This is a genomic window from Kribbella sp. NPDC004536, assembly GCF_042873835.1.
Taxonomy (GTDB): domain Bacteria; phylum Actinomycetota; class Actinomycetes; order Propionibacteriales; family Kribbellaceae; genus Kribbella.
Genome location: NZ_JBIALY010000002.1, coordinates 147,246 through 167,142 on the forward strand (window position 1 = coordinate 147,246; position 19,897 = coordinate 167,142).

Annotated in this window: 21 protein-coding genes; 15 read left to right on the plus strand and 6 right to left on the minus strand. The window is 67.6% G+C overall.

Translation table 11 applies throughout. The annotated features are described in order from the left end of the window. Positions 1 to 10 precede the first annotated feature (10 nt). From ACFYRU_RS15630 to ACFYRU_RS15640, 3 genes are all read right to left on the minus strand, one after another. Positions 11 to 970 (minus strand): sugar phosphate isomerase/epimerase family protein, encoded by a 960-nt coding sequence (locus tag ACFYRU_RS15630; RefSeq protein ID WP_387658519.1) that lies wholly within the window; start codon positions 968 to 970, stop codon positions 11 to 13. Next, positions 967 to 1,821 (minus strand): thioredoxin family protein, encoded by an 855-nt coding sequence (locus ACFYRU_RS15635; RefSeq protein WP_387658522.1) that lies wholly within the window; start codon positions 1,819 to 1,821, stop codon positions 967 to 969. Before ACFYRU_RS15635 ends, ACFYRU_RS15630 begins: the two co-directional genes overlap by 4 nt. Positions 1,822 to 1,887: 66 nt before the next feature. Further along, entirely contained in the window at positions 1,888 to 2,805 is a 918-nt protein-coding gene (locus tag ACFYRU_RS15640; protein ID WP_387658525.1) for a LysR family transcriptional regulator, read from the minus strand. A 116-nt stretch (positions 2,806 to 2,921) separates the two neighbouring features. On the opposite strand from ACFYRU_RS15640, the gene ACFYRU_RS15645 reads away from it, so the two are divergent. From ACFYRU_RS15645 to ACFYRU_RS15715, 15 genes are all read left to right on the plus strand, one after another. After that, positions 2,922 to 4,052 (plus strand): FAD-dependent monooxygenase, encoded by a 1,131-nt coding sequence (locus tag ACFYRU_RS15645; RefSeq protein WP_387658528.1) that lies wholly within the window; start codon positions 2,922 to 2,924, stop codon positions 4,050 to 4,052. A gap of 16 nt (positions 4,053 to 4,068) precedes the next feature. Beyond that, positions 4,069 to 5,007, plus strand: a complete 939-nt coding sequence (locus ACFYRU_RS15650; RefSeq protein ID WP_387658531.1) for a VOC family protein — start codon at positions 4,069 to 4,071, stop codon at positions 5,005 to 5,007. Positions 5,008 to 5,011: 4 nt separating this feature from the next. Beyond that, entirely contained in the window at positions 5,012 to 6,001 is a 990-nt protein-coding gene (locus ACFYRU_RS15655; RefSeq protein WP_387658534.1) for a fumarylacetoacetate hydrolase family protein, read from the plus strand. Next, positions 6,001 to 7,164, plus strand: coding sequence for an alpha/beta hydrolase family protein (locus ACFYRU_RS15660; protein ID WP_387658537.1), 1,164 nt, complete (start codon positions 6,001 to 6,003; stop codon positions 7,162 to 7,164). The genes ACFYRU_RS15655 and ACFYRU_RS15660 overlap by 1 nt, the downstream gene beginning before the upstream one ends. Then, positions 7,161 to 8,147, plus strand: a complete 987-nt coding sequence (locus ACFYRU_RS15665) for a cyclase family protein (RefSeq protein ID WP_387658540.1) — start codon at positions 7,161 to 7,163, stop codon at positions 8,145 to 8,147. The genes ACFYRU_RS15660 and ACFYRU_RS15665 overlap by 4 nt, the downstream gene beginning before the upstream one ends. A gap of 166 nt (positions 8,148 to 8,313) precedes the next feature. Next, positions 8,314 to 9,609 carry an ABC transporter substrate-binding protein gene (locus ACFYRU_RS15670; RefSeq protein WP_387658543.1) on the plus strand — a complete coding sequence of 432 codons (1,296 nt, stop codon included), beginning with the start codon at positions 8,314 to 8,316 and terminating at the stop codon, positions 9,607 to 9,609. Between the two features lie 29 nt (positions 9,610 to 9,638). After that, positions 9,639 to 10,589, plus strand: a complete 951-nt coding sequence (locus tag ACFYRU_RS15675) for a carbohydrate ABC transporter permease (protein WP_387658545.1) — start codon at positions 9,639 to 9,641, stop codon at positions 10,587 to 10,589. A gap of 3 nt (positions 10,590 to 10,592) precedes the next feature. Next, on the plus strand, positions 10,593 to 11,429 hold the full coding sequence (locus ACFYRU_RS15680) for a carbohydrate ABC transporter permease (protein WP_387658548.1): 837 nt from the start codon (positions 10,593 to 10,595) through the stop codon (positions 11,427 to 11,429). Between the two features lie 2 nt (positions 11,430 to 11,431). Further along, positions 11,432 to 11,803 carry a nuclear transport factor 2 family protein gene (locus tag ACFYRU_RS15685; RefSeq protein ID WP_387658551.1) on the plus strand — a complete coding sequence of 124 codons (372 nt, stop codon included), beginning with the start codon at positions 11,432 to 11,434 and terminating at the stop codon, positions 11,801 to 11,803. Positions 11,804 to 11,820: 17 nt separating this feature from the next. Further along, a complete protein-coding gene (locus ACFYRU_RS15690) occupies positions 11,821 to 12,597 on the plus strand; it encodes a TIM barrel protein (protein WP_387658554.1) in 777 nt (258 codons plus the stop codon). Further along, positions 12,594 to 14,129: a GMC oxidoreductase gene (locus tag ACFYRU_RS15695; protein WP_387658556.1), complete on the plus strand. Its 1,536-nt coding sequence runs from the start codon at positions 12,594 to 12,596 to the stop codon at positions 14,127 to 14,129. The genes ACFYRU_RS15690 and ACFYRU_RS15695 overlap by 4 nt, the downstream gene beginning before the upstream one ends. Further along, on the plus strand, positions 14,126 to 14,515 hold the full coding sequence (locus ACFYRU_RS15700; RefSeq protein ID WP_387658559.1) for a DUF6379 domain-containing protein: 390 nt from the start codon (positions 14,126 to 14,128) through the stop codon (positions 14,513 to 14,515). The genes ACFYRU_RS15695 and ACFYRU_RS15700 overlap by 4 nt, the downstream gene beginning before the upstream one ends. Further along, a complete protein-coding gene (locus ACFYRU_RS15705; RefSeq protein WP_387658561.1) occupies positions 14,512 to 15,624 on the plus strand; it encodes a sugar phosphate isomerase/epimerase family protein in 1,113 nt (370 codons plus the stop codon). Before ACFYRU_RS15700 ends, ACFYRU_RS15705 begins: the two co-directional genes overlap by 4 nt. Then, complete coding sequence (locus ACFYRU_RS15710; protein ID WP_387658564.1) at positions 15,621 to 16,664, plus strand: sugar phosphate isomerase/epimerase family protein; 1,044 nt, start codon at positions 15,621 to 15,623, stop codon at positions 16,662 to 16,664. The genes ACFYRU_RS15705 and ACFYRU_RS15710 overlap by 4 nt, the downstream gene beginning before the upstream one ends. Before the next feature lie 9 nt (positions 16,665 to 16,673). Next, a complete protein-coding gene (locus ACFYRU_RS15715; protein WP_387658567.1) occupies positions 16,674 to 17,072 on the plus strand; it encodes a DUF6379 domain-containing protein in 399 nt (132 codons plus the stop codon). Between the two features lie 9 nt (positions 17,073 to 17,081). Here ACFYRU_RS15715 and ACFYRU_RS15720 read toward each other — a convergent pair whose 3' ends face one another. From ACFYRU_RS15720 to ACFYRU_RS15730, 3 genes are all read right to left on the minus strand, one after another. Beyond that, positions 17,082 to 18,080, minus strand: a complete 999-nt coding sequence (locus ACFYRU_RS15720) for a hypothetical protein (protein ID WP_387658570.1) — start codon at positions 18,078 to 18,080, stop codon at positions 17,082 to 17,084. After that, positions 18,080 to 18,496 carry a hypothetical protein gene (locus tag ACFYRU_RS15725; protein ID WP_387658573.1) on the minus strand — a complete coding sequence of 139 codons (417 nt, stop codon included), beginning with the start codon at positions 18,494 to 18,496 and terminating at the stop codon, positions 18,080 to 18,082. Before ACFYRU_RS15725 ends, ACFYRU_RS15720 begins: the two co-directional genes overlap by 1 nt. A 77-nt stretch (positions 18,497 to 18,573) precedes the next feature. Next, the gene (locus ACFYRU_RS15730; protein ID WP_387658576.1) at positions 18,574 to 19,839 is read right to left on the minus strand and encodes an ROK family protein; all 1,266 of its coding nucleotides are present in this window, start codon (positions 19,837 to 19,839) and stop codon (positions 18,574 to 18,576) included. Between the last annotated feature and the right edge of the window lie 58 nt (positions 19,840 to 19,897).

Here is a 19,897-nt window from a genome sequence, read left to right on the forward strand (position 1 = left end):
GTTCCTCTCCTCAGCCGAGCAGCCGGCTGAACATCGCGTGCTGGCGGGTGACCTGCTCCACGCTGTCCACGGCGTACGCGTCCTGGATGTGCCGGTTGCCCTCGTACTCGCTCGACAGGTAGCCGTCGTAGCCGCCTTCGACGAGCACCGGGACGATTTCGTCGTACGGGATCGAGTACTCGGTCTCGTCCGGCAGCATCTCGTAGAACTTGGCCTGGATGTGCCCGATGAGACCCATGTACGGGAGCATGTCCCGCGGATCGCTCCAGATGTAGTGCGTGGCCTGCCGGGCGAGGCCGAAGTCGACCGGTCCGCCGCCGCGGTAGTTGACCACGTCCATCAGGGCGTGGGTGTCACCGTGGTCGTCGTAGGTCTTCACGATCAGGTCGACCAGTTCCGGCTTGGCGCCGTCGCGGAGCGCACGGTCGCTGACCACCCGCGGGAACCGCTTCACGTACGTGCCCATGTCCGGCATCAACCCGAGCGCCGGCGAGTTCATGACGTCCAGATGCTGCAGGATCCACGGATGCTTGTAGTGGAAGGGCGCATGCACCTCGAGCAGCAGCCGCACACCCCGGTCCTCGGCGTACGGCGCGGCGCTCCGCATCACTTCAGGCGGAGTGTTGATGATCATCCGGATGATCTTGGCGCCGAGCTGCACGGCGATGTCGATGTCCCGGTGGACCGACTCGACCTGCTCCTCGTGCGTGAGCCAACGATCCGGGTGGCGCTTGGTGTCCAGGAACAGGTCAGTGGCCACCGGCGTCGTACCGTACCGCTCCATCCAGCCGAACCACTCGTCCACGAACTTGTCAGTGAGGACGGGAAAGCCGGGGATCGACTGCTCCGGGATGATTTCGATGCCCAGGGCACCAATGCGCGAGGCAGCGGCGATGCAGTCCTCGACCGTCATGGTGCGGAGGAAGTACTCCTCCTGAAACGAGTAAAGACTCACGCCGCGCTTGATCATGCGGACCCCTTGCGCGGGTCGACCCAGCCGGGAAGATCCCATGGACGCGCGAGCGCGCTGCGCAACCGGTCGGCAAGGTCGGCCGGCGACGGCAGCGGACCGCTGCGGCCGTCGGACTCGTACAGCCGGCACGTGAGCGCCGGCTGCGCGTCGGAGGCGAACAGATCGCGTCCGCCGACCGCGAACGTCGGGGAGCCGACGAAGCCGAGATCCTTCGCCTCGTCGCGGGTGCGTACTTCACGCCGTACGACGTGCACCTCGTCGCGCTTCAGTTCGCGCAGAGTCCGGGTCAGCAGTTCTTCGGCCTGGTCGTGGGACGGGCAACCCTCCCACCAGCGCAGTTCGACGCGCCATTTGATCGAGCAGCCGGCCGCAGAGGTTTCGGGGCGGGCGACCGCGCGGCCGGCGAGCAGCTCGTCGAGCGCTTCGCGCAGCCACGCTGCGTTCTGGCTGGGATCGTCGTGGTCGCTATCGGGTGCGCCGTGGTAGCGGACGATGCCGTCGTGGTCCATCACGAAGACCTCGGGAGTGGCCGTGGCGCCGAACGCCTGGGCCAGCGCTTGATCGGCATCGTGGAGCAGCGGACCCGCGAAGTCCCCGGCCGTCACCCGTGCGGCGAGTGCCTCGGGTGCGTCCTCGGGATGATCCGTCGCGTCGTTGCTGATCAGTTGCAGGACCTGTACGCCTCGATCGCCGTACTCCCGCGCGACCGCCTGGATCCGGTCGTGCCAGGCCCGGGCGAACGGGCAGCCGTTGGCGGTGAACACGACGACGGTCACGGCGCCCGGCTGCGACTGCGGGACCGCCGGGGCCCGGTCGCCCACGCCCAGCCGCTTGGTGGAAGCACTCACGGCCACACTCCTCCAGGTCGGATCTGCAGGTTTCGCGGCCACTTTTGCACAATTCCGACAAAACAGCTAGCTCGAGGCCTGATCGCCAACCGTCCGCAGGACCGACCGCAACCAGGCGTGGGCCGGATCGCCTTCGCGGGCCGGGTCCCACCAGAACGACTCGATCAGCCGGACCGCCTCGAACGGCAGTGCGAACGTCGTGATGTCGGCCAGGCCGGCCAGCCGGTCGACCAACCGGCGCTGCACCATCGCGACCCGCTCGGTACCGACGACGAAGAACGGCACGGCAGCGAAACTTTCCACGACGACGGCGGTCCGCGGGTCGACCCCGAGCAGCCGGAGCTGCTGCTGGGCAGGTGTGAACGCGGTGCGGCTGTCGTAGGTGAGGACCCACGGTACGTCGGCCAGCCGCTCCAAGGTGATCGGGCTGTCGAGCAGCGGGTTGCCGGTCGCGGCGATCCCGACCCAGTTGTCGCTGAACAGGTCGGCATGGGGCAGGTCGTGGATGAAGCCGTGCGGGAGCACCATGCCGTCGACGGCGCGGATGGTGTCCGCGACGTTGTCGACCAGGTGTGGCGTCGGCCCCTGGATCCGCAGGCGGGCGTTCGGGGCCTGGGTCGCGAAGATCCGGGAGATGCGCTCGCCCATCACCGCGGCGGCGTAGTCCGACAGTACGAGGCTGAACTCGCGTTCCGTACCGGCCGGGTCGAAGTTCGGCATCGAGTCGAAGACCCGCCGTACCGAGGCCAGCGCCAGCGTGGTGTCGGCGCGTAGCTGCGCGGCCAGCGGCGTCAGCTCGTAGTGGTTGCCGACCCTGTTCAGCAGTTGGTCGCCGAAGTGGCGCCGCAGCCGGCTCAGCGCCGCGCTCGCCGCGGGCTGGGTCACGCCGAGGCGTTGCGCGGCCCGGGTGACCCCGCGTTCGGCGAGCAGGGCGTCGAGGGTCAGCAGCAGATTGAGATCGAGGCTCCGCAGGTTGGTCGCCACGAGGTGAGCATAAACAGCGGTTATGTCGAGAATCAACAGATCGGTATTGCTGATATCGCTTGCCCGGTCGCACAGTGGTCGCCACGCGGTTCTCACGCGAGTCACTGGGAGTATCGATGCCTGCTGTAGATCATGTACTCGTCGTCGGCGCCGGTGCTGCCGGTGCGGCCGCCGCAATCCTGCTGGCCCGGGCCGGCATCTCGGTCGAGCTCGTCGACGACAAGGCGGACATCAGCGCCCTCGGGTCCGGCATCACCCTGCAAGGCAACGCCTTGCGCGTACTGCGCGAGCTCGGCGTCTGGGATCGGGTCCTCGAGCACGGCTTCGCGTTCGACACGCTCGGTCTGCGGGCGCCTGACCCGGCCGGGACGCTGATCGCCGAACTGGAGGACGTCAAGACCGGCGGAGCGGACCTGCCCGCGACCGTCGGCATGTACCGGCCCGACTTGGCGACCGTGCTCGTCGACCAGGCCAAGGCCGTCGGCGCGAAGGTGCGCTTCGGTACCACCTACACGGCTCTCCGCCAGGACGAGGCCGGAGTCGAGGCGACCTTCACCGACGGCTCGACCGGCCGGTACGACCTGGTGATCGCCGCCGACGGCGTACGGTCGACGACCCGCACGGAACTGGGGATCGAGCTGGCGACCGTACCGACCGGGATGGGCATCTGGCGGGTGTTCGCGCCGCGGCCCGACTCGGTCACCCGTACGGACCTGTTCTACGGCGGACCGAGCTACATCGCCGGCTACTGCCCGACCGGCGCGGACGGCCTGTACGCCTACATCGTGGAGCGCGCGCAGGATCGCTCCGGACTGACGCCCGACGAGCAGCTGGCCACGATGCGCGAGTTGTCGCAGGCGTACCACGGTCCCTGGGACGACATCCGGGAGCGGATGACCGACCCCGATCGCATCAACTACACCTGGTTCGAGTCTCACCTGCTCGATGCTCCGTGGCACCGCGGCCGCGTCGTGCTGATCGGCGACGCTGCGCACGTCTGCCCGCCCACCCTCGCCCAGGGCGCGGCCCAGGCCTTCGAGGACGCATCCGTACTGAGCGACCTGCTGATCAGCCGCGACGGCGTCGACGACGAACTGTGGAGCACCTTCTACGAACGCCGGTTCGAACGTGCCCGAACTGTCGTGGACGCCTCGCTCCAGCTGTGCGGCTGGCTCATCGACGGGGTTCGAGGAGACGTACCCGGACTGATGGCCCGCGTCGCACACCTGCTCGAAATCCCTGCCTGACAAGGAGAATCCGACCATGCGTGAGCGTCTTGTCACTCATCTGCGGCACGTGGATCTCGCCGTACCCGACTATGAGCGCCAACTCGAGTTCTACACCAAACTCTGGGGGCTCAAAGCCGAGACCAGCGACAGCGGCATCGCGTTCCTGGCCGCCGAGGGTTCACCGGAGCAGTACCAGGTGCGGCTCCGCCGGGCCGACGAGAAGCGGCTCGACCTGATCTCGTTCGGCGCCGCGAACGCGGCCGACGTCGACAAGCTGGCTCAGCAGTTGGGGACCGACGGCGTTCAGCTGATCACCGAGCCCGGGGTGGTGGACACGCCGGGCGGTGGGTACGGCTTCAGGTTCTTCGACAACGAGGGCCGCACCATCGAGGTCAGCGCCGACGTCGAAGTACGACAGCACCGCAAGATCGAGGAGGGCGAGTCGATCCCGGTGAAGCTGTCGCACGTCGTGATCAACTCCCCGAATCCTGAGCAAACGGTCGCGTTCTACGACAAGCACCTGAGCTTCTCCCTGTCCGACACCCTGTTCTCGCCGCACATGGGTGAGGTGATGTGGTTCCTGCGCACCAACCGGCTGCACCACAGCATGGCGATCGCCCGCGGACCGCACGTCGCGCTGCATCACGCGTCCTTCGAACTGCGTGGCATCGACGAGTACATGCGTGGTACCGGCCGGCTGCTCCGCAACGGGATCGAGAAGGTGTGGGGACCCGGCCGGCACAAGGCCGGCAACAACACCTTCAGCTACTTCCTCGATCCGCACGGCAACACCATCGAGTACACGACCGAGCTCGAGGTGCTGGACGAGGACACCTGGCACCCACACCTGTACGACTTCGCCGATCCCGACGTCAGCGACCAGTGGGGTACGGCCAACCCGATGGACGAGTTCGTCGCGAAGCAGTCGTTCAACGACCCGGACCGCGGCGTCTTCGTCGCTCCGCCGGTCTGATCCGATGCGGCTGGCAACGTATCTCGACAAGGCCGGCCCGCGGGTCGGGCTGGTCGAGCATGACCAGGTCTTTCCGTTCCCGCTCGAATGGACGATGCGGGCAGTGATCGACACCGGTCTCGACGGCGCACGCGAGCTGGCCGGGCGTGCCCGTACGGCCGCGCCGATCGCGCTGTCCGGCGTGCGCTTGCTGGCACCGTTGCTTCCAGCAACTGTCCGGGACTTCGTCGCGTTCGAGGAACATGTGGCCGGCGTCCGGCGCAGCATCGACGGGACGCCCGGCGTACCTGAGGCCTGGTACGACGCGCCGACCTTCTACTTCACGAATCCGCACGCGATCCTAGGCCCTGACGACGATGTGCTGTTTCCGGCGCGGTGCCGGCTCCGTGACTTCGAGCTCGAGGTCGCGGTGATCGTCGGCCGCGGCGGTCGTTCGGTCGAGGTCGGTCGGGCCCGCGAGCACGTCTTCGGCTACACGATCATGAACGACTGGTCGGCGCGGGATCTGCAGCGCCGGGAGATGCAGGTGAACCTGGGCCCGGCCAAGGGCAAGGACTTCGCGACCAGCTTGGGCCCGTGGATCGTCACCGCGGACGAGCTCGAACCGCATCGTGATGCCGACGGCTTCCTCGACCTGTGGTGTTCGGCCAGTGTCAACGGTCAGGAGGTGGGCCGGGACCTCTTGTCCAACATGGGGTGGACGTTCGAGTCGATGATCAGCTACGCCTCGCGCGACAGCGTCGTACAGCCCGGCGACGTGCTCGGCTCCGGCACTACCGGGAACGGCGGTTGCCTGGCCGAGCTGTGGGGCCGCAACGGACGCCAGGATCCGCCGCCGCTCCGGCCCGGAGACGTGGTGCAGCTGACGGTCGAGGGGATCGGAACCCTCACGAACCGGATCGCGGTCGCGCCGGTCGCGCCAGATCTGCCGGCTCCGCGCCGGCGGGACCCCAACCAGACCCGCGCGGCCGAATCTTTTGAAGGGAACAGCTGATGTTCGAGTACTTCCCGGGCAACTACGTCTGGAACCTGGGTGTGGTCGCCGCGCTGAACAGCGGCGGACAGATCGACGAGGTCGACCGTGCCTGCCGCCCGATCCGCGAACTGGCCGCGCAGGGCTCCGATGTCGGCACCGGAGAGTTCATGGCGGCCTGGCAAGCGGTCGCTGATCAGTTGCAGAAGCAAGCCGAGGAGGCCGAGAAGGCCGGCCATCGCCGTACGGCGGGCCAGAAGTATCTGCGGGCTGCCGTCTACCTGAGTCAGGCCGAGCGGATGCAGAGCGCGAAGGATCCGAACCGCAACGCCAGCTACCAGCAGTGCCTCGACCTGATGGCCAAGACCTTCGAGCTCCTCGACCCGACCACGAGCCGGGTGGAGGTCCCGTACGGCGACGCATCGCTGCCGGCGTACTTCGTGAACGCGTCGACGGACGGTATGCCTGCGCCGGTGATGATCTTGTTCAACGGGCTGGATTCCACCAAGGAGCACATGTACACGTCCGGCTTCGGTACGGAGCTCGCCGCGCGCGGAATCTCTACCCTGATGGTGGACTGCCCCGGCAGCGGTGAGGCGCTTCGGCTACGTGGGTTGACGGCAGAGGTCGAGACCGAGAAGTGGGCCGCGGCCTGCGTCGACTATCTGCTCACGCGAGACGACGTCCAGGGCGACCGAATCGGCTTGGTCGGCTGGTCCCTTGGTGGGTACTACGCGCCACGCGCAGCAGCCTTCGAAAAGCGACTGGCTTTGTGCGTGGCTTGGGGTGCCAACCACAACTGGGGCGAGGTGCAGAAGCGCCGATTGCAGCGCGAGGGGGAGAACCCGGTACCGCACTACTGGGACCACGTGCTGTGGGTGTGGGGCTGTAATGACATCGAGCAGTTCATCACCCTCGCCGAGAGAGTCCACCTCGACGGCGTCGTCGAACGCATCACGGTCCCGTTCCTGATTGCCCACGGCGAGAACGACCGGCAGATTCCGCTCGCGTACGCACATCGCAGCTACGACCAGGCAGTGAACAGCCCGAAGCGTGAGCTGCGGATCTTCACCCCGGAGGAAGGCGCGACCGAACACATCGGGCTCGACCACTTCTCCCACGTCCAAACCTTCATCGCCGACTGGGTGGCCGACACCTTCACGGAACTGGACAGCCGGCCATGAGGGTCCGGCCTGAGGACCTCGACCGATCCGATCCAGAGGGCGCCATCGCCGCCGCGGCGAAGCGGGTCTCGAACTGGGGGCGATGGGGACCTGACGACGTCCGCGGCACGATGAACTTCCTGACCGACGAACGGCGTCGCTCGGCCGCGGGGCTGATCGGGACCGGCCAGTCGTTCTCGTTGTCGCAGAGCTTCGACATGGACGGCCCGCAGAAGGGCTGGCGCCGGCGCACCAACCCGGTGCACACGATGCTGGACACCGGTACCGACGCGGTGGCCGGTGTCCAGGGTTTCCCACACGGCATCGGCGGCGCCGACGACGTGATCGCGATGCCGTTGCAGTGTTCGACCCAGTGGGACGGGCTCGGCCACATCTTCGACCACGGCCGCGCGTGGAACGACCGTCCTGCCGACCAGGTGGTGACCGGACTGGGCGACGCAGTGACCGGCATCGAAACGGTGGCCGACGTGATCGCCGGCCGCGGCGTACTCCTGGACGTAGGTCGAGCCGTCGGCGATCCGGCCGGTGAGCTCCCGGACGGCTTCGCGATCACCGTGGAACATCTGGAGCAAACCATCGAAAGTCAGGGTGGTACGTCGGCCGTGGGCCGTGGCGACATCGTCGTCGTACGGACCGGCCGGCTCGCGCGGGCGAGACGCGAGGGGTGGGGCGACTACGCGGGCGGCCCGTCGCCCGGCCTGTCGTTCACCACCGTCGACTGGCTGCACGACACCGAGCTCGCTGCGATCGCGACGGACACCTGGGGCTTCGAGGTCCGGCCCAACGAGTTCGACGTGGCGTTCCAGCCGTTGCACCAGGTCGCGATCCCGCATCTGGGCCTGTTCATCGGCGAGATGTGGGACCTCGACGCCCTCGCAGAAGCCTGCGCCGCCGACGGCGTCTACGACTTCTTCCTGACTGCCGCACCGCTGAAGATCACCGGTGCGGTGGGCTCTCCCGTGAACCCGATCGCGGTCCGCTGAAAGCCGCCAGATCTTCTGGTTCACTCGCCATAGACTTTTGTTGAAAACATGCATATGGTCGGTCGATATCAGGCCCAAGTGCCTGGACCCACCTACTTTCGCGGTCGCTCAGCCGCCCGCCGCGACAGCTCACGGAGTCTCTCCATCGCAGTCAGAAAGGCTGGACATGAAGCACACACCTCGTCTCCGGGCCGCGCGGGTCGCCGTCCTCCCCACCGCGGTACTGCTGGCCCTGGCCGGCTGCTCTTCCTCGTCGGGGACAGACAGTGCGTCCACGGCGGACGGCAAGGTCGAGTTCACCCTCACGTACGCCAAGTCCAACAACATCGAGAGCCCGTTCGAGGCACTGGCCAAGGCGTACATGTCGGCGAACCCGAACATCACGATCAAGCTCGAGGGCAAGCCGAACGACACCTACGGCGATGCGATCCGCACCCAGCTGCAGGCCGGCAACGCGGCCGACGTACTCGAGACCGAGGCCGGCTCGGGGCAGTCCCGCAGCGTGCTGCAACTGGCCAACGCGAAGTTCCTCGAGCCGCTGAGCGACTCCGTGGCCGCGACTGTTCCCGACAGCAGCAAGTCGCTGTACCAGCTCGACGGCAAGACGTACGGCGAACCGCTCGGCATCTCGTACGCCGGCCTGGTCTACAACACGGTCGCTGCCAAAGCCGCGGGCCTGACCGCGGCACCGAAGAGCTTCGACGAGGTCAAGGCTGCCTGCACCAAGTCCGCGGCGGCCGGCAAGTCGCTGTTCGTACTGGCCGGGTCGACCGTGCCCAACGCGGGCATCACCTCGCTGATCATCTCCGCGACCCGGGTGTACGCCGAGGACCCGGACTGGAACGCCAAGCGCACCAAGGGTGAAACCACCTTCGCCGACAGCCAGGGATGGAAGGACACGCTGCAGACGATCGTCGACATGAACAAGGCCGGGTGCTTCCAGAAGGGTGCCGAGGGCGCCGGTTTCGACGCGATCACCAACAACATGGCCAAGGGTGACTCGGTGTCCTTCTTCGGTCCGCTCGGCTCGGCGTCGGAGCTGCAGAAGGCCGCGCCGACCCAGAAGTTCGTCGCCGAGGCGTTCCCGCCGGCGACTGTCGGCGGCAAGGCCTTCGGCGTCGCGAGCCCGACGTACTCGCTGTCCGTCAACGCTGCCTCGAAGAAGAAGGACGCCGCTCAGGCCTTCGTGAACTGGCTCGCCGAGCCGGCGCAGGCCGATCTGTTCGCCAAGGTGTCCGGAGGTCTGCCGAACAGCGGCCTGGACAAGCAGGACCTGTCCACCACGGTGTACGCCGACGTGTCCGACATCCTGAAGAAGGGCGACTACACCGCCCTCCCCAACGCCGGCTGGAAGAGCGCGGGCGTGTACGACGCGCTCGGCACCGGCGTCCAGGGTTTGCTCACCGGTCAGACCGACGTCGACAAGGTACTGAAGTCGATGGACGCCGCCTGGAACCAGTGACGTCGGCGCACTGACTCGATTGGGGAACGATGACTGCCACGCAGCTACCGACGCCTGAGCCGGCCGTCCGCACCCGTCGTCCGCAGGACGACAGGCCCCGGAAGGCCCGCTCGAACGGCCTGCTGAAGCTCGGCCACTGGTGGTGGGCGCTGCCGGGAATCCTGATGGTGGCGGCGATCCATTACGTCGCCACCGGGGTCGGCGGGTTCTACGCGTTCACGAACTGGACCGGGATCGGCGCGTTCGAATGGATCGGGCTGCGCAACTTCGACCGGATCTTCACCGATCCGGCCAAGCTGGTCGCGCTCCGGAACACCCTCGTGCTCGCGTTCGGGTCGATGATCCTGAGCAACCTGGCCGGAGTGGTGCTGGCGATCGGGCTCAACCGGATCCTGAAGACGCGGTACATCCTGAGGACCCTGTTCTTCATGCCGGTGGTGCTGAGTCCACTGGCCACGTCGTACATCTGGAAGTTCATCTTCCAGCAGGACGGCCCGCTGAACGCCGTCCTGAAAGGTGTCGGGCTGAACTCGCTCGTCCGGCCGTGGCTGGCCGATCCCACCTGGGCGCTGTGGGCCGTCCTGCTGGTGGTCGTCTGGCAGAACACCGGATTCGCCATGGTCATCTACAGTTCCGGCGTCGCCTCGGTGCCGGTCGAGGTCGAGGAAGCGGCCGCCATCGACGGCGCGGGTCTGTGGCAGCGGATCTGGAGCGTCACGCTGCCGGCCCTCCGCCCGGCGATCGCGATCGCCACCACCCTGGGACTGGTCAACGGTCTGCGGATCTTCGACCAGATCCTGGCGCTGACCGGAGGCGGTCCGGCCAATGCGACCGCGACGCTCGCCACCGAGGTGTACAAGCAGGCCTTCAGCCTCGGCAACTTCGGCTACGGGGCGGCGCTCGCACTGCTGCTGACCGCGATCATCCTCGTCTTCGCCGTGGCGCAGCAACGCCTCACCCACGGCCGATCGGAGGCCTGAACCATGTTCCGCTACACCAAGCTGTCCGCGTTGCGCGAGGCCGGGTTCTGGGTCCTGGCGCTGATCTACCTGGCCCCGTTCTTCGTCCTGATCAGCATCGCGCTCAAGTCCGACACCGAGGTCTTCAGTACGTCGCCGTTGGCCCTGCCCAAGTCGCCGACGCTGGCGAGCTTCTCCCATGTCCTGTCGGCCAACGGCGAGTCCGACATCAAGGTTGGTCTGGCCAACAGCCTCTTCATCACGGTCGGCAGCATCCTCGTCCTGGTTCTGCTCGGATCGTTGACCGGGTACGTGATCGCGCGGAGCACGCGTCGCTGGAGCCGCGGGCTGTACTACCTGTTCCTGATCGCCATCGTCCTGCCGATCCAGCTCGGCACGGTACCGCTGTACATCGGGGCCCGGACGCTCGGACTGACCGGTTCGGCGCCCGGAATGATCGTCCTGTACGGCGGCCTGCTGCTGCCGCTGTCGGTCTTCATCTACGCCGGCTTCTTCCGCAGCCTCGGTACCGAGTACGAGGAGTCGGCAACGATCGACGGGGCGAGTCCCACCCAGATCTTCTTCCGGATCGTGCTGCCGCTGATGGCTCCGGCAACCGGCGCGGTCTCCATCCTCGCCGGGCTGATCGTCTGGAACGACTTCTTCACACCGCTGATCTTCCTCGGCGGTTCCAGTCAGCAGACCCTGCCCGTGGCCATGTACTACTACATCGGTTCGCTGGTCTCACAGTGGAACCAGATCTTCGCGATCGTGATCCTGTCGATGATTCCGATCCTGGCCTTCTACCTGTTCGCCCAGAAGCGCTTCATGCAAGGCTTCGCCGGCGGGGTCAAGGGGTGACGATGGCTGACAACCGGGCCGCCTTCGAGCAGTTCGTCGAACTGTTCTACACCCGCAAGCGGGTGGCCGAGGCGTTCGCGTTCCTGGTCGCGGACGACTACCGGCAGCACAACCCGAACCTGCCCGACGGGCCGGCCGCCGCCGTCGAGGCGCTGACCCCGAAGTTCGACGGCTCGCCGGACGCACGCTTCGAGGTGCAGCGGATCCTCGTCGACGGCGACCTGGCCATGGTTCACGTCAAGGCGACCCGGCCCGGCGCTCCACCGGCCGCCGTCGCCGACATCTACCGGTTCTCCGCGGGACGCATCGTCGAGCACTGGGACGTACTGCAGCCGATGCCCCCGAATCCGGTCCACGACCATCCGATGTTCTGACCCAGACAAGGACCCCAATGTTCACACTCGCGCCGAATATCGACTTGTTGTTCACCGAAGCCGGAGACAGCGCCGCCGATCGAGTACGGGCCGCGGCCGCCGCCGGTTTCGATGCCGTCGAGATGTGGGGGCCGACCGGTAAGGACATCGCGGCGCTGCGGGACGCGCTCGCCGAAACCGGTGTCCAACTGACCGCCCAGCTGGCCGAACCGCGGACGCAGTTCATGATCCCGCCGAAGGACCACACGCTGTTCTACAAGGGACTGGACGACGGTGTCGAGGTCGCGCGACAGCTCGGTTGCCCGCGCATCGTCCTCGGCAGCGGGACCGGCTTCGGCGGGCGCAAGCGGCAGGACCAGCTCGACGAGCTCGTCGAGATCTTCACCAAGGCCGACGCCCAGATCGCCGGTTCCGGCATCACCCTCGTACTCGAGGCGGTCAACATCCGGGTCGACCACCCCGGCGCGTTGCTCGACCGCACCGCCGAGGCCGCGTACATCGCGCGCGGGGTCGGCTCGCCGACGTTCGGCATCCTGTACGACCTCTATCACTCCACCGTGGAAGGCGAAGACGTCACCTCGGAGCTCTCGCAGGCGCGCGACGTCATCCGGTACGTACAGATCGCCGACGCTCCCGGCCGGGGCGAGCCGGGGTCCGGCGCCATCGACTGGCCGGCCAGGTTGGCCGAGCTGCGCGGCTCCGGGTACGACGGCCCGATCGGTCTGGAGTACTACCCGACGACGCCGACCGTCGAGTCGGTCCAGCTGATCCGCTCGCTGGCGGCGGACGCATGAGTGCAGCCGGCCGCCTGCCCGGCAGCGTTGACGTCGCGATCGTCGGGAGCGGCCCGAACGGAGCGGCGTACGCGCGCATCCTCAGCGAGCAGGCACCCGGCAGCAGGATCGCGATGTTCGAAGTCGGGCCGACGGTGACGGAACCGCCGGGCGCCCACGTGAAGAACCTCGTCGACCCCGCGGCCCAGGCGGCCGCGGAACGGCGTTCGCAGGGTCCGAGCGCCGATGCGGCAACGCTGAGCAGCCCGGCGGCCGTGGTGGCAGGCCGCCGGCAAGCCAGGCCCGGTACCTTCCTGCTGCCCGACGGGTTCGCGTTCGACGGCGAGGACGGCCTCCCGGCGGTTGCCATGTCGAGCAATGTCGGCGGGATGGGCGCGCACTGGACCTGTGCCTGCCCGCGACCCGGTGGCAGTGAACGGATCCCGTACCTGCCCGGCTTGGACGAGCTGCTGACCGATGCCGAGCGGGTGCTCGGGGTGACCGCGACGGCCCTCGAGGACGCACCGTTTGCCGAACTGATCCGGCGGCGCTTGTCGGCTGCGATCGACGACGGCCGATCACCGGCGACGAGGGTGCAGCCGATGCCGCTGGCGGTCCATCGCCGCGCGGACGGTCAGCTGGTCTGGTCCGGCTCCGATGTGGTGATGGGGGAGGTGACCAGGTCCAATCCGCACTTCACGCTGTACGACGAAGCTCTGGTGACGCGCGTCGTCGTGGAGCAGGGACGTGCCGCGGCCGTCGAGGTCCGCGATCTCCGGAGCAACGAGGTCAGCACGGTCCGAGCCAGCTTCGTCGTGGTGGCGGCGGATGCCTTGCGGACGCCGCAGCTGTTGTGGGCCTCAGGTATTCGGCCGGCCGCGCTCGGTCGCTACCTGAACGATCAGGCCCAGGTTGTGTACGCCGCGAGGATCTCCGGCGCGGACACGACGATCGAGCCGCCGGCGGCCGGCGCGATCAGTCAGCACAGCGGCGTCAGCTGGATTCCGTTCACCGACGAGCTTCCGTACCACGGCCAGGTGATGCAGCTCGACGCGTCACCGGTTCCGCTGGCCGACGACGACCCGGTCGTACCCGGATCCATCGTCGGACTGGGCCTGTTCTGTGCCAAGGAGCTCCGGTGGGACGACCGGCTCGAGTTCGCCGACGACCGCACCGATTCGTACGGCATGCCGGCGATCCGGGTGCACTACAAGCTGACCGAGCACGACCACCGAACGCTGGATCAAGCCCGGGATGAGATCGTCAGGATGGCCAAGGCCATCGGGGAACCGCTCGGCGACGTCCCGATCACCTTGCCGTTGGGCGCGTCACTGCATTACCAGGGCACCACCCGGATGGGGGAGTCCGACGACGGGACCTCGGTCTGCGGCCCCGACTCCGAGGTGTGGTCGGTGTCAGGGCTTTTTGTTGCCGGTAACAACGTCATACCGACCTCGACCGCGGCCAATCCCACGCTCACGTCGGTCGCGCTGGCGATCCGCGGTGCCCGGAGGATCGCCCGCGAGCTGCGAGCAGAAGGAGCACAACCATGATTCCGGACCGGATCATCGAGCAGGACACACTCACGACCGACGGAACCCGGGCGACGGTGGAGATCCGGCTGCCCTGGTACCGGGCTCTGCCCGGCTCCTGCATCAGCGAGGTCTCGTTCGCCGTCGACGGTGTACCGGCCGAGTCGTTGCGCTGGACGATGAACGGGCGAACGTTCGCGATTCCCGAACTCGCCGACGAGGCCGACGAGTGGTGGTTTCCCACCGACTCCGTCGTCGTCACCGGCGACATCGAGCTACCGGCAGACGATCATGAGCATCGGGTCGACATCGAACTCAAGGTCTACATCCCGTACATCGTCACCGCGCACGGGGTGCTGCGGATCGAGGAGCACGACAACAAGACCATGAAGGCGGTGGCAGCATGAGCCTGGGAGAGCCGATCCAAGGAGTGACGCTCTACAGCTTCACCAGAGCGTTCCATGCCCGCGAGTACGACCTCGAAGACCTGATCCGCAAGGTGGCCGCCGAACGGTTCGGGCCGGGACTGGAGATCATCGGGTTCTCCAGCTTCCGCGGCTTCCCCGACCTGGACGACGCGTTCGTCGACCGGTTCCGCGCGCTGGTCGACGAGGTCGACCTGGTGCCGACGTCGCTGGCGATCAACGGCGACATCGGGCTCCGGCCGAACCAGCTGATGAGCCAGGACGAGCTGATCGCGTACATGACCCGGCAGATCGCCGCGGCAGCGCGTCTCGGCTTCGCGATCGCGCGGGTGCAGATCTCGCTGACTCCGGACTCGATGGAGCAGTTGCTCCCGGTCGCGGAGAAGTACGGCGTCACGCTCGCGCTCGAGGTCCACGCGCACCAGCACGGCAGGCACGAGAACGTCCTGGCCCTGCGTGACCGGTACGCGAAGCTCGACTCACCGCTGCTCGGGTTCACCGCCGACTGGGGTGCGACGGTCAGCGGCTTCGCACCGTCGCTGCTCGAGGCGTACCGCCGGCGCGGTGCGACCGACGACCTCCTCGACGCGGTGACGGGGCTGTGGCAGCAGACGTACGCCGAGGGACCGCCGAACACCGAGGCCGCGCACGGCGAACGCTTCGGTGCATTCATCGAGCTCGCACACCGGTACGGCCGCCCGGAGCTCGGTGTCGACTTCGCCATCAACGGCACCGGACTGTTCGGACCGGCACCGATCGACACCTGGCGGGAGATCGCCCCGTTCATCCGGCACGTACACGGCAAGTTCTTCGGCATCGATCCCCAGGGCGAAGAGCCGTCGGTCCCGGTCCGTGAACTCGTCGCGCTGCTGGTCGACATCGGCTACAACGGTGTGATCTCCAGCGAGTACGAGGGCTGGCACTGGAACTACTGGGAAAGCCCGTTCGACATCATCCGGGCCGAGCAGGCCGTGCAACGCTCCGCGGCGGCCGACGCCGGGTCGCGGATGATCACCGACTCCGTTCACGCCCGTACCGCCCTGCGTGCCCATCTCGCCCGACCTGTACCTCAACCAAAGGACTTGCGATGACAACCACGACCAAAGCCGACGGCGTCGCCGGTACGGGGATCAAGCTCGGCATCACGCTCTACTCGCTCACCTCGGAGTGGGCGGCGGGGCACTACACGTTCGAGAGCCTGCTCCAGGAAGTCGCCGATCAGGGACTCGGGCCCGGAGTGGAGTTCAACGGGGCGCAGATGCTGCGGACCTATCCCGACGTCGACGACGAGTTCGTCAAGATGTGGCGCGACGGACTGGAACGACTCGAACTCGAACCGAGTGCCATGGGCACCAATCTCGACATGGGTCGGCGCAAGGACCGGGACATGACGCCGGACGAGGAGTACGAGTTCCTGGCCGTGCAACTGCGGACGGCCAACCGGTTGGGCTTCCACAAGGTCGTCATCCGCTCCGCCGGCAAGGAGTTGCTGCGCCGGCTGCTGCCGCTCGCGGAGAAGTACGACCAGAAGCTCGGGTACGAGCTGCACGCCCCGGCGGGTCCCAACGACGAGAAGATCATGGGGATCCGTGAGATGTACGCCGAGCTCGGCTCGGACCGGCTCGGGTTCACGGCCGACTTCAGCTCGACCATGCACAGCCTGTCGCCGACGTTGCACCGGACGCTGCGGCAGATGGGACTGCCCGACGAGCACTTCGCGGTGATGCAGGACATCTGGCGCAAACCGGCTCCGATGCATCAGCGCAACGAGGAGTTCGAGAACTACCTGCGTGACCACGACTTCGACCCGGCCCGGCTCGGCCCGTTCAGCCGGCTCGCGTTCAACATGCACGGCCTGGTGGCGCCGGAGGAGTGGCTGGACATCATGCCGCAGATCTTCCACGTGCACTCGAAGTTCTACGACATCGACGACAACGGCGACGAGCCGGCGATGGACGTGCCGCGGATCATCAAGCAGTTCGTCGACGGCGGCTACACCGGCTACCTGTCGAGCGAGTGGGAGGGCCACGCGTTCGCAGACCTCGGCGAATCCGATCCGATCGAGTTGGTCAAGGCGCAGCATCGACTGATCACGCGCTCCATCACCTCGTCCGCCGCCGCCTCGAACTAAGGAAACCTCATGGCCACTCACAACTCACTCTTCGCCGCCACCGATGTCCACCGGCACCCGGAGGGCCTTCGCGTCTCGGTCCAGTTGCCCTGGTACCGCAGCCTCTGGCTGTCCGCGGTGGACAGCGTGACCGCTCGGGTCAACGGAGCGGACGTCCCGACCGACCAGCTGCGCTTCGAGCTCGAGGGACGCAGCTACAAGATCGAGGAACTCCCCGAGCAGTGGGACACCCTCTGGTTCGTTGCCGACCGCCCGGACATCGTCATTCAACTCGACCCCGTTCCGCAGGCCGGTGACGCTGTCGATGTCGAGGTCGTACTGACGCTGCGCCTGCTGTACATGCAGATCGCGCCCCAGCGGTACGTCGGCAACCGCGTCCCGGTCCGCCGCGAGGTGGTCCTGTCGTAGCCGGGACGATCAGCGCTCCAAGGCCACTCCGTCGGCAAGGGCAGCCCTGGCGAGAGCCAGGTGCCGGCGGGTGGCCTCGGTTGGTTTCAGGTCGTCCAGCCACTCGTGGCCGCCCCACTCACTGGTGAAGGTGCCACGGAACTCGGTCCCGGCCAGCATCCGGCCGAGAGCGCGGATCGGGCCGCTGACGCGGTCGTCGCCGTCGTCCAGGTCCCAGAACTTCAGGTGGAAGCCGCCGATCAGACCGACGACGTCGCGGAGGTCGTCGACGTCGGAGCGGCCGAACCGAATCAGCAGGTTCATGAACAGCGTGTGCGTTGCGGGCGGTACTGCGTTCGAACTCAGCGCCGCCCGTACGGCGTCCAAGGTGGCGGGGTCGCGCCAGCTGTGGGTCAACTGATCGACCAGGTCGTCGGCGACGCCTCCGCGGCGCAGCTGTTCGAGGTAGGTCGGCGGGAGTGACGGCATCAGCATGCTGGTGTCGCAGATGAGCCGAAGCCGCGGGTCGGCGAAGTCGGCGATGGTCTCGATCGCCTCCGCCGTTTGCGGATTCTGAGGGCTCTGCTGGCCCTGGATTTCCTCGAAGAGGATCAGCTCAAGCTCATGCAGCAACGGCTGCAGGCGTTCCAGGAGCGGCCGCCCGGCTTGCCCGATCGGCAGCCGGATCCCGTCCGCGCCCAGGCGGTGGGCGGCCTTCAGTTGCGGCAGCAGGAACGCCAGCCGTTCGTCGTCGGTACGCCGGCTGCCGGTCGACGTGTAGTCGTCGATGCTGGCTCCGAGCACGCTCACCCGCGCGCCGGCCGAGGTCAGGGCGTCCCGCAGCACGTCGGTCTCTACGTCGGTGGGCGTCGGAAAGCCTCGCCAGACCTGGCCCGCTTCCACCTCGATCACCTCGGCCACACCGTCAGCCGCAATCCCGACGACCAGGTCGTGGGCCGAACGTTGCGCGCGGATGACCTCTGGCGTCCAGTTGAACGAACTGGCGGCGAGTACCCAGCCGTCGGGCATCATCGGCCGACCTCCGTACCTACGTCGCCTGCGACGCTGGGGGAGACCCGCTGGTCCGGCACCAGCTCGGCCTCGAGGTGGAAGGGCAGGACGAGAGGCACACCGGGTCCTGCAGAGAGGTACGGCACCAGCATCCGGAAGTCGACGGTCACTGTGCAGGGACGGACGTCGGTGTCGCCGGCCAGAACCAGTCGATCTTGTAGGTACCACCAACAGTCTGACTCGCTGCCGACGGCGTCCACCGGGATCCGCCGGTCGCCAAGCACGATCGACGGATCCACTTGCTGACCGTCCAGCGCCAGGCGGAGCCCGCTCAGGCCGGCCAACGGCAGCGAACGGATCCACGGCAGCCCGACCCGCAGTTCGAAGCCGCCAGGGGTCGAGGTCAGCGCGTCGGCGCGCAGGCCTGGCAGCATCAGTGCTGCCGATCGCGGAGTTGAGCTCTCATAGAACGCAGCCTAGCCGCTTTTGCAGTAAATCAACATAAGTCTGTTCAGGCGGATCGTAGGGCTGCGGCCGACGGTTGGCCGTCGCCGAGCCAGCGGGGGAACGTCACGTCGAACAGCTGCTCGCGAACCATCTCGGCGCAGCCCCGGAGCGGCTCGCGGACGTCGTCGACCGAGCGGACGATCTTCAGGTCGAGGGTCGCGAGCGGGTGCGCCAGCTCGTAGATCCGCTGCCTGATGTCGGCCAGGTAGACCTCGCCCGCGCCCGCGGCGATGGCGCCGCCGACGACGATCACCCCTGGGTTGAACATGTTCACCAGTGATGCGAGCGCCTCGCCGACGTACTGCGCCGACGTACGGACCAGCGAGGTCGCCAGCGTGTCGCCGTCCTGCGCCGCCATGGCGACGAGTTCCGGCGTCAGCAAGCTGCCCCCGTTGACGCGCTCGGCCAGGTAGCCGTCCGCGCCGACGTCGATCGCCTGCTGGGCATCGCGGATCAGGGCCCAGCCGCCGGCGACCGCCTCCAGGCAGCCGGCCTTGCCGCAGCGGCAGACCACGTCGGCGTCGCGGACCCGCTCGTGTCCGATGTCGCCTGCCGCTCCCTGCGCACCACGATGGATCCGGCCCTGGGACAGCAGGCCGACGCCGATGCCGGAGCCGACCTTGCAGTAGATCAGGTCCGGGTTCTCGTCCCGCCGTCGTGCGCGCTCGGTGAACGCCAGCAGATTGACGTCGTTGTCCACCCAGACCGGGGCGCCGTACTGCTGCTCGAACCGCCGGCGGATCTCGAAACCGTTCCAGCCCGGCATGATCGGCGGCGCCACCGGTCGCCCGGTGGCGAAGTTCACCGGGCCGGGTACGCCGATGCCCATGCCCCAGATCGGTGCCCGGCCGGCTCCGGCCAGCAGGTCGTCGACCATCGCCATCGCGGTCTCGAGGGTTGCTGCCGGTCCCCGGGCGATGTCCCACTCGCGGTGCGCGTGCGCGATCACGTCCCCGGTCAAGGCGCTCACTCCGACGTTGATGTGCATCGCGCCGAGAGCGCACTCGACGAGTACGCCGCGCTCGGCCCGGAAGCGGAGGGTGCGCGGGGCGCGGCCGCCGGTCGGATGGGCGAACTCGCCGTCCTCCAGGTAGCCCATCTCCATCGCCTGGTCGACGCGCTGGGCCACGACACCGCGACCGAGACTGGTTGCCCGGACGAGCTCGGGCCGGGTCGTCGCCTCGCCGAGCCGGACCAGGTTCACGATCCGCAGCAGGCTCGTCACTTCGTCGGTCTGCGCGCCGAATCGGAGAGTGGACTGCCTGGCCATGACACCCATTTTTGCATGAAATCATCCAAAGTGGCGCTCGGCAGCGGCTTCCTAGTGT

Coding starts and splice junctions, on each gene's coding strand:
- ACFYRU_RS15720 (WP_387658570.1), bottom strand. CDS start 18,080: ATGCCCGACGGCTGGGTACTCGCCGCCAGTTCGTTCAACTGGACGCCA.
- ACFYRU_RS15700 (WP_387658559.1), top strand. CDS start 14,126: ATGATTCCGGACCGGATCATCGAGCAGGACACACTCACGACCGACGGA.
- ACFYRU_RS15645 (WP_387658528.1), top strand. CDS start 2,922: ATGCCTGCTGTAGATCATGTACTCGTCGTCGGCGCCGGTGCTGCCGGT.
- ACFYRU_RS15655 (WP_387658534.1), top strand. CDS start 5,012: ATGCGGCTGGCAACGTATCTCGACAAGGCCGGCCCGCGGGTCGGGCTG.
- ACFYRU_RS15660 (WP_387658537.1), top strand. CDS start 6,001: ATGTTCGAGTACTTCCCGGGCAACTACGTCTGGAACCTGGGTGTGGTC.
- ACFYRU_RS15680 (WP_387658548.1), top strand. CDS start 10,593: ATGTTCCGCTACACCAAGCTGTCCGCGTTGCGCGAGGCCGGGTTCTGG.
- ACFYRU_RS15725 (WP_387658573.1), bottom strand. CDS start 18,496: ATGCTGCCAGGCCTGCGCGCCGACGCGCTGACCTCGACCCCTGGCGGC.
- ACFYRU_RS15630 (WP_387658519.1), bottom strand. CDS start 970: ATGATCAAGCGCGGCGTGAGTCTTTACTCGTTTCAGGAGGAGTACTTC.
- ACFYRU_RS15685 (WP_387658551.1), top strand. CDS start 11,432: ATGGCTGACAACCGGGCCGCCTTCGAGCAGTTCGTCGAACTGTTCTAC.
- ACFYRU_RS15705 (WP_387658561.1), top strand. CDS start 14,512: ATGAGCCTGGGAGAGCCGATCCAAGGAGTGACGCTCTACAGCTTCACC.
- ACFYRU_RS15670 (WP_387658543.1), top strand. CDS start 8,314: ATGAAGCACACACCTCGTCTCCGGGCCGCGCGGGTCGCCGTCCTCCCC.
- ACFYRU_RS15710 (WP_387658564.1), top strand. CDS start 15,621: ATGACAACCACGACCAAAGCCGACGGCGTCGCCGGTACGGGGATCAAG.
- ACFYRU_RS15675 (WP_387658545.1), top strand. CDS start 9,639: ATGACTGCCACGCAGCTACCGACGCCTGAGCCGGCCGTCCGCACCCGT.
- ACFYRU_RS15690 (WP_387658554.1), top strand. CDS start 11,821: ATGTTCACACTCGCGCCGAATATCGACTTGTTGTTCACCGAAGCCGGA.
- ACFYRU_RS15730 (WP_387658576.1), bottom strand. CDS start 19,839: ATGGCCAGGCAGTCCACTCTCCGATTCGGCGCGCAGACCGACGAAGTG.
- ACFYRU_RS15715 (WP_387658567.1), top strand. CDS start 16,674: ATGGCCACTCACAACTCACTCTTCGCCGCCACCGATGTCCACCGGCAC.
- ACFYRU_RS15665 (WP_387658540.1), top strand. CDS start 7,161: ATGAGGGTCCGGCCTGAGGACCTCGACCGATCCGATCCAGAGGGCGCC.
- ACFYRU_RS15695 (WP_387658556.1), top strand. CDS start 12,594: ATGAGTGCAGCCGGCCGCCTGCCCGGCAGCGTTGACGTCGCGATCGTC.
- ACFYRU_RS15650 (WP_387658531.1), top strand. CDS start 4,069: ATGCGTGAGCGTCTTGTCACTCATCTGCGGCACGTGGATCTCGCCGTA.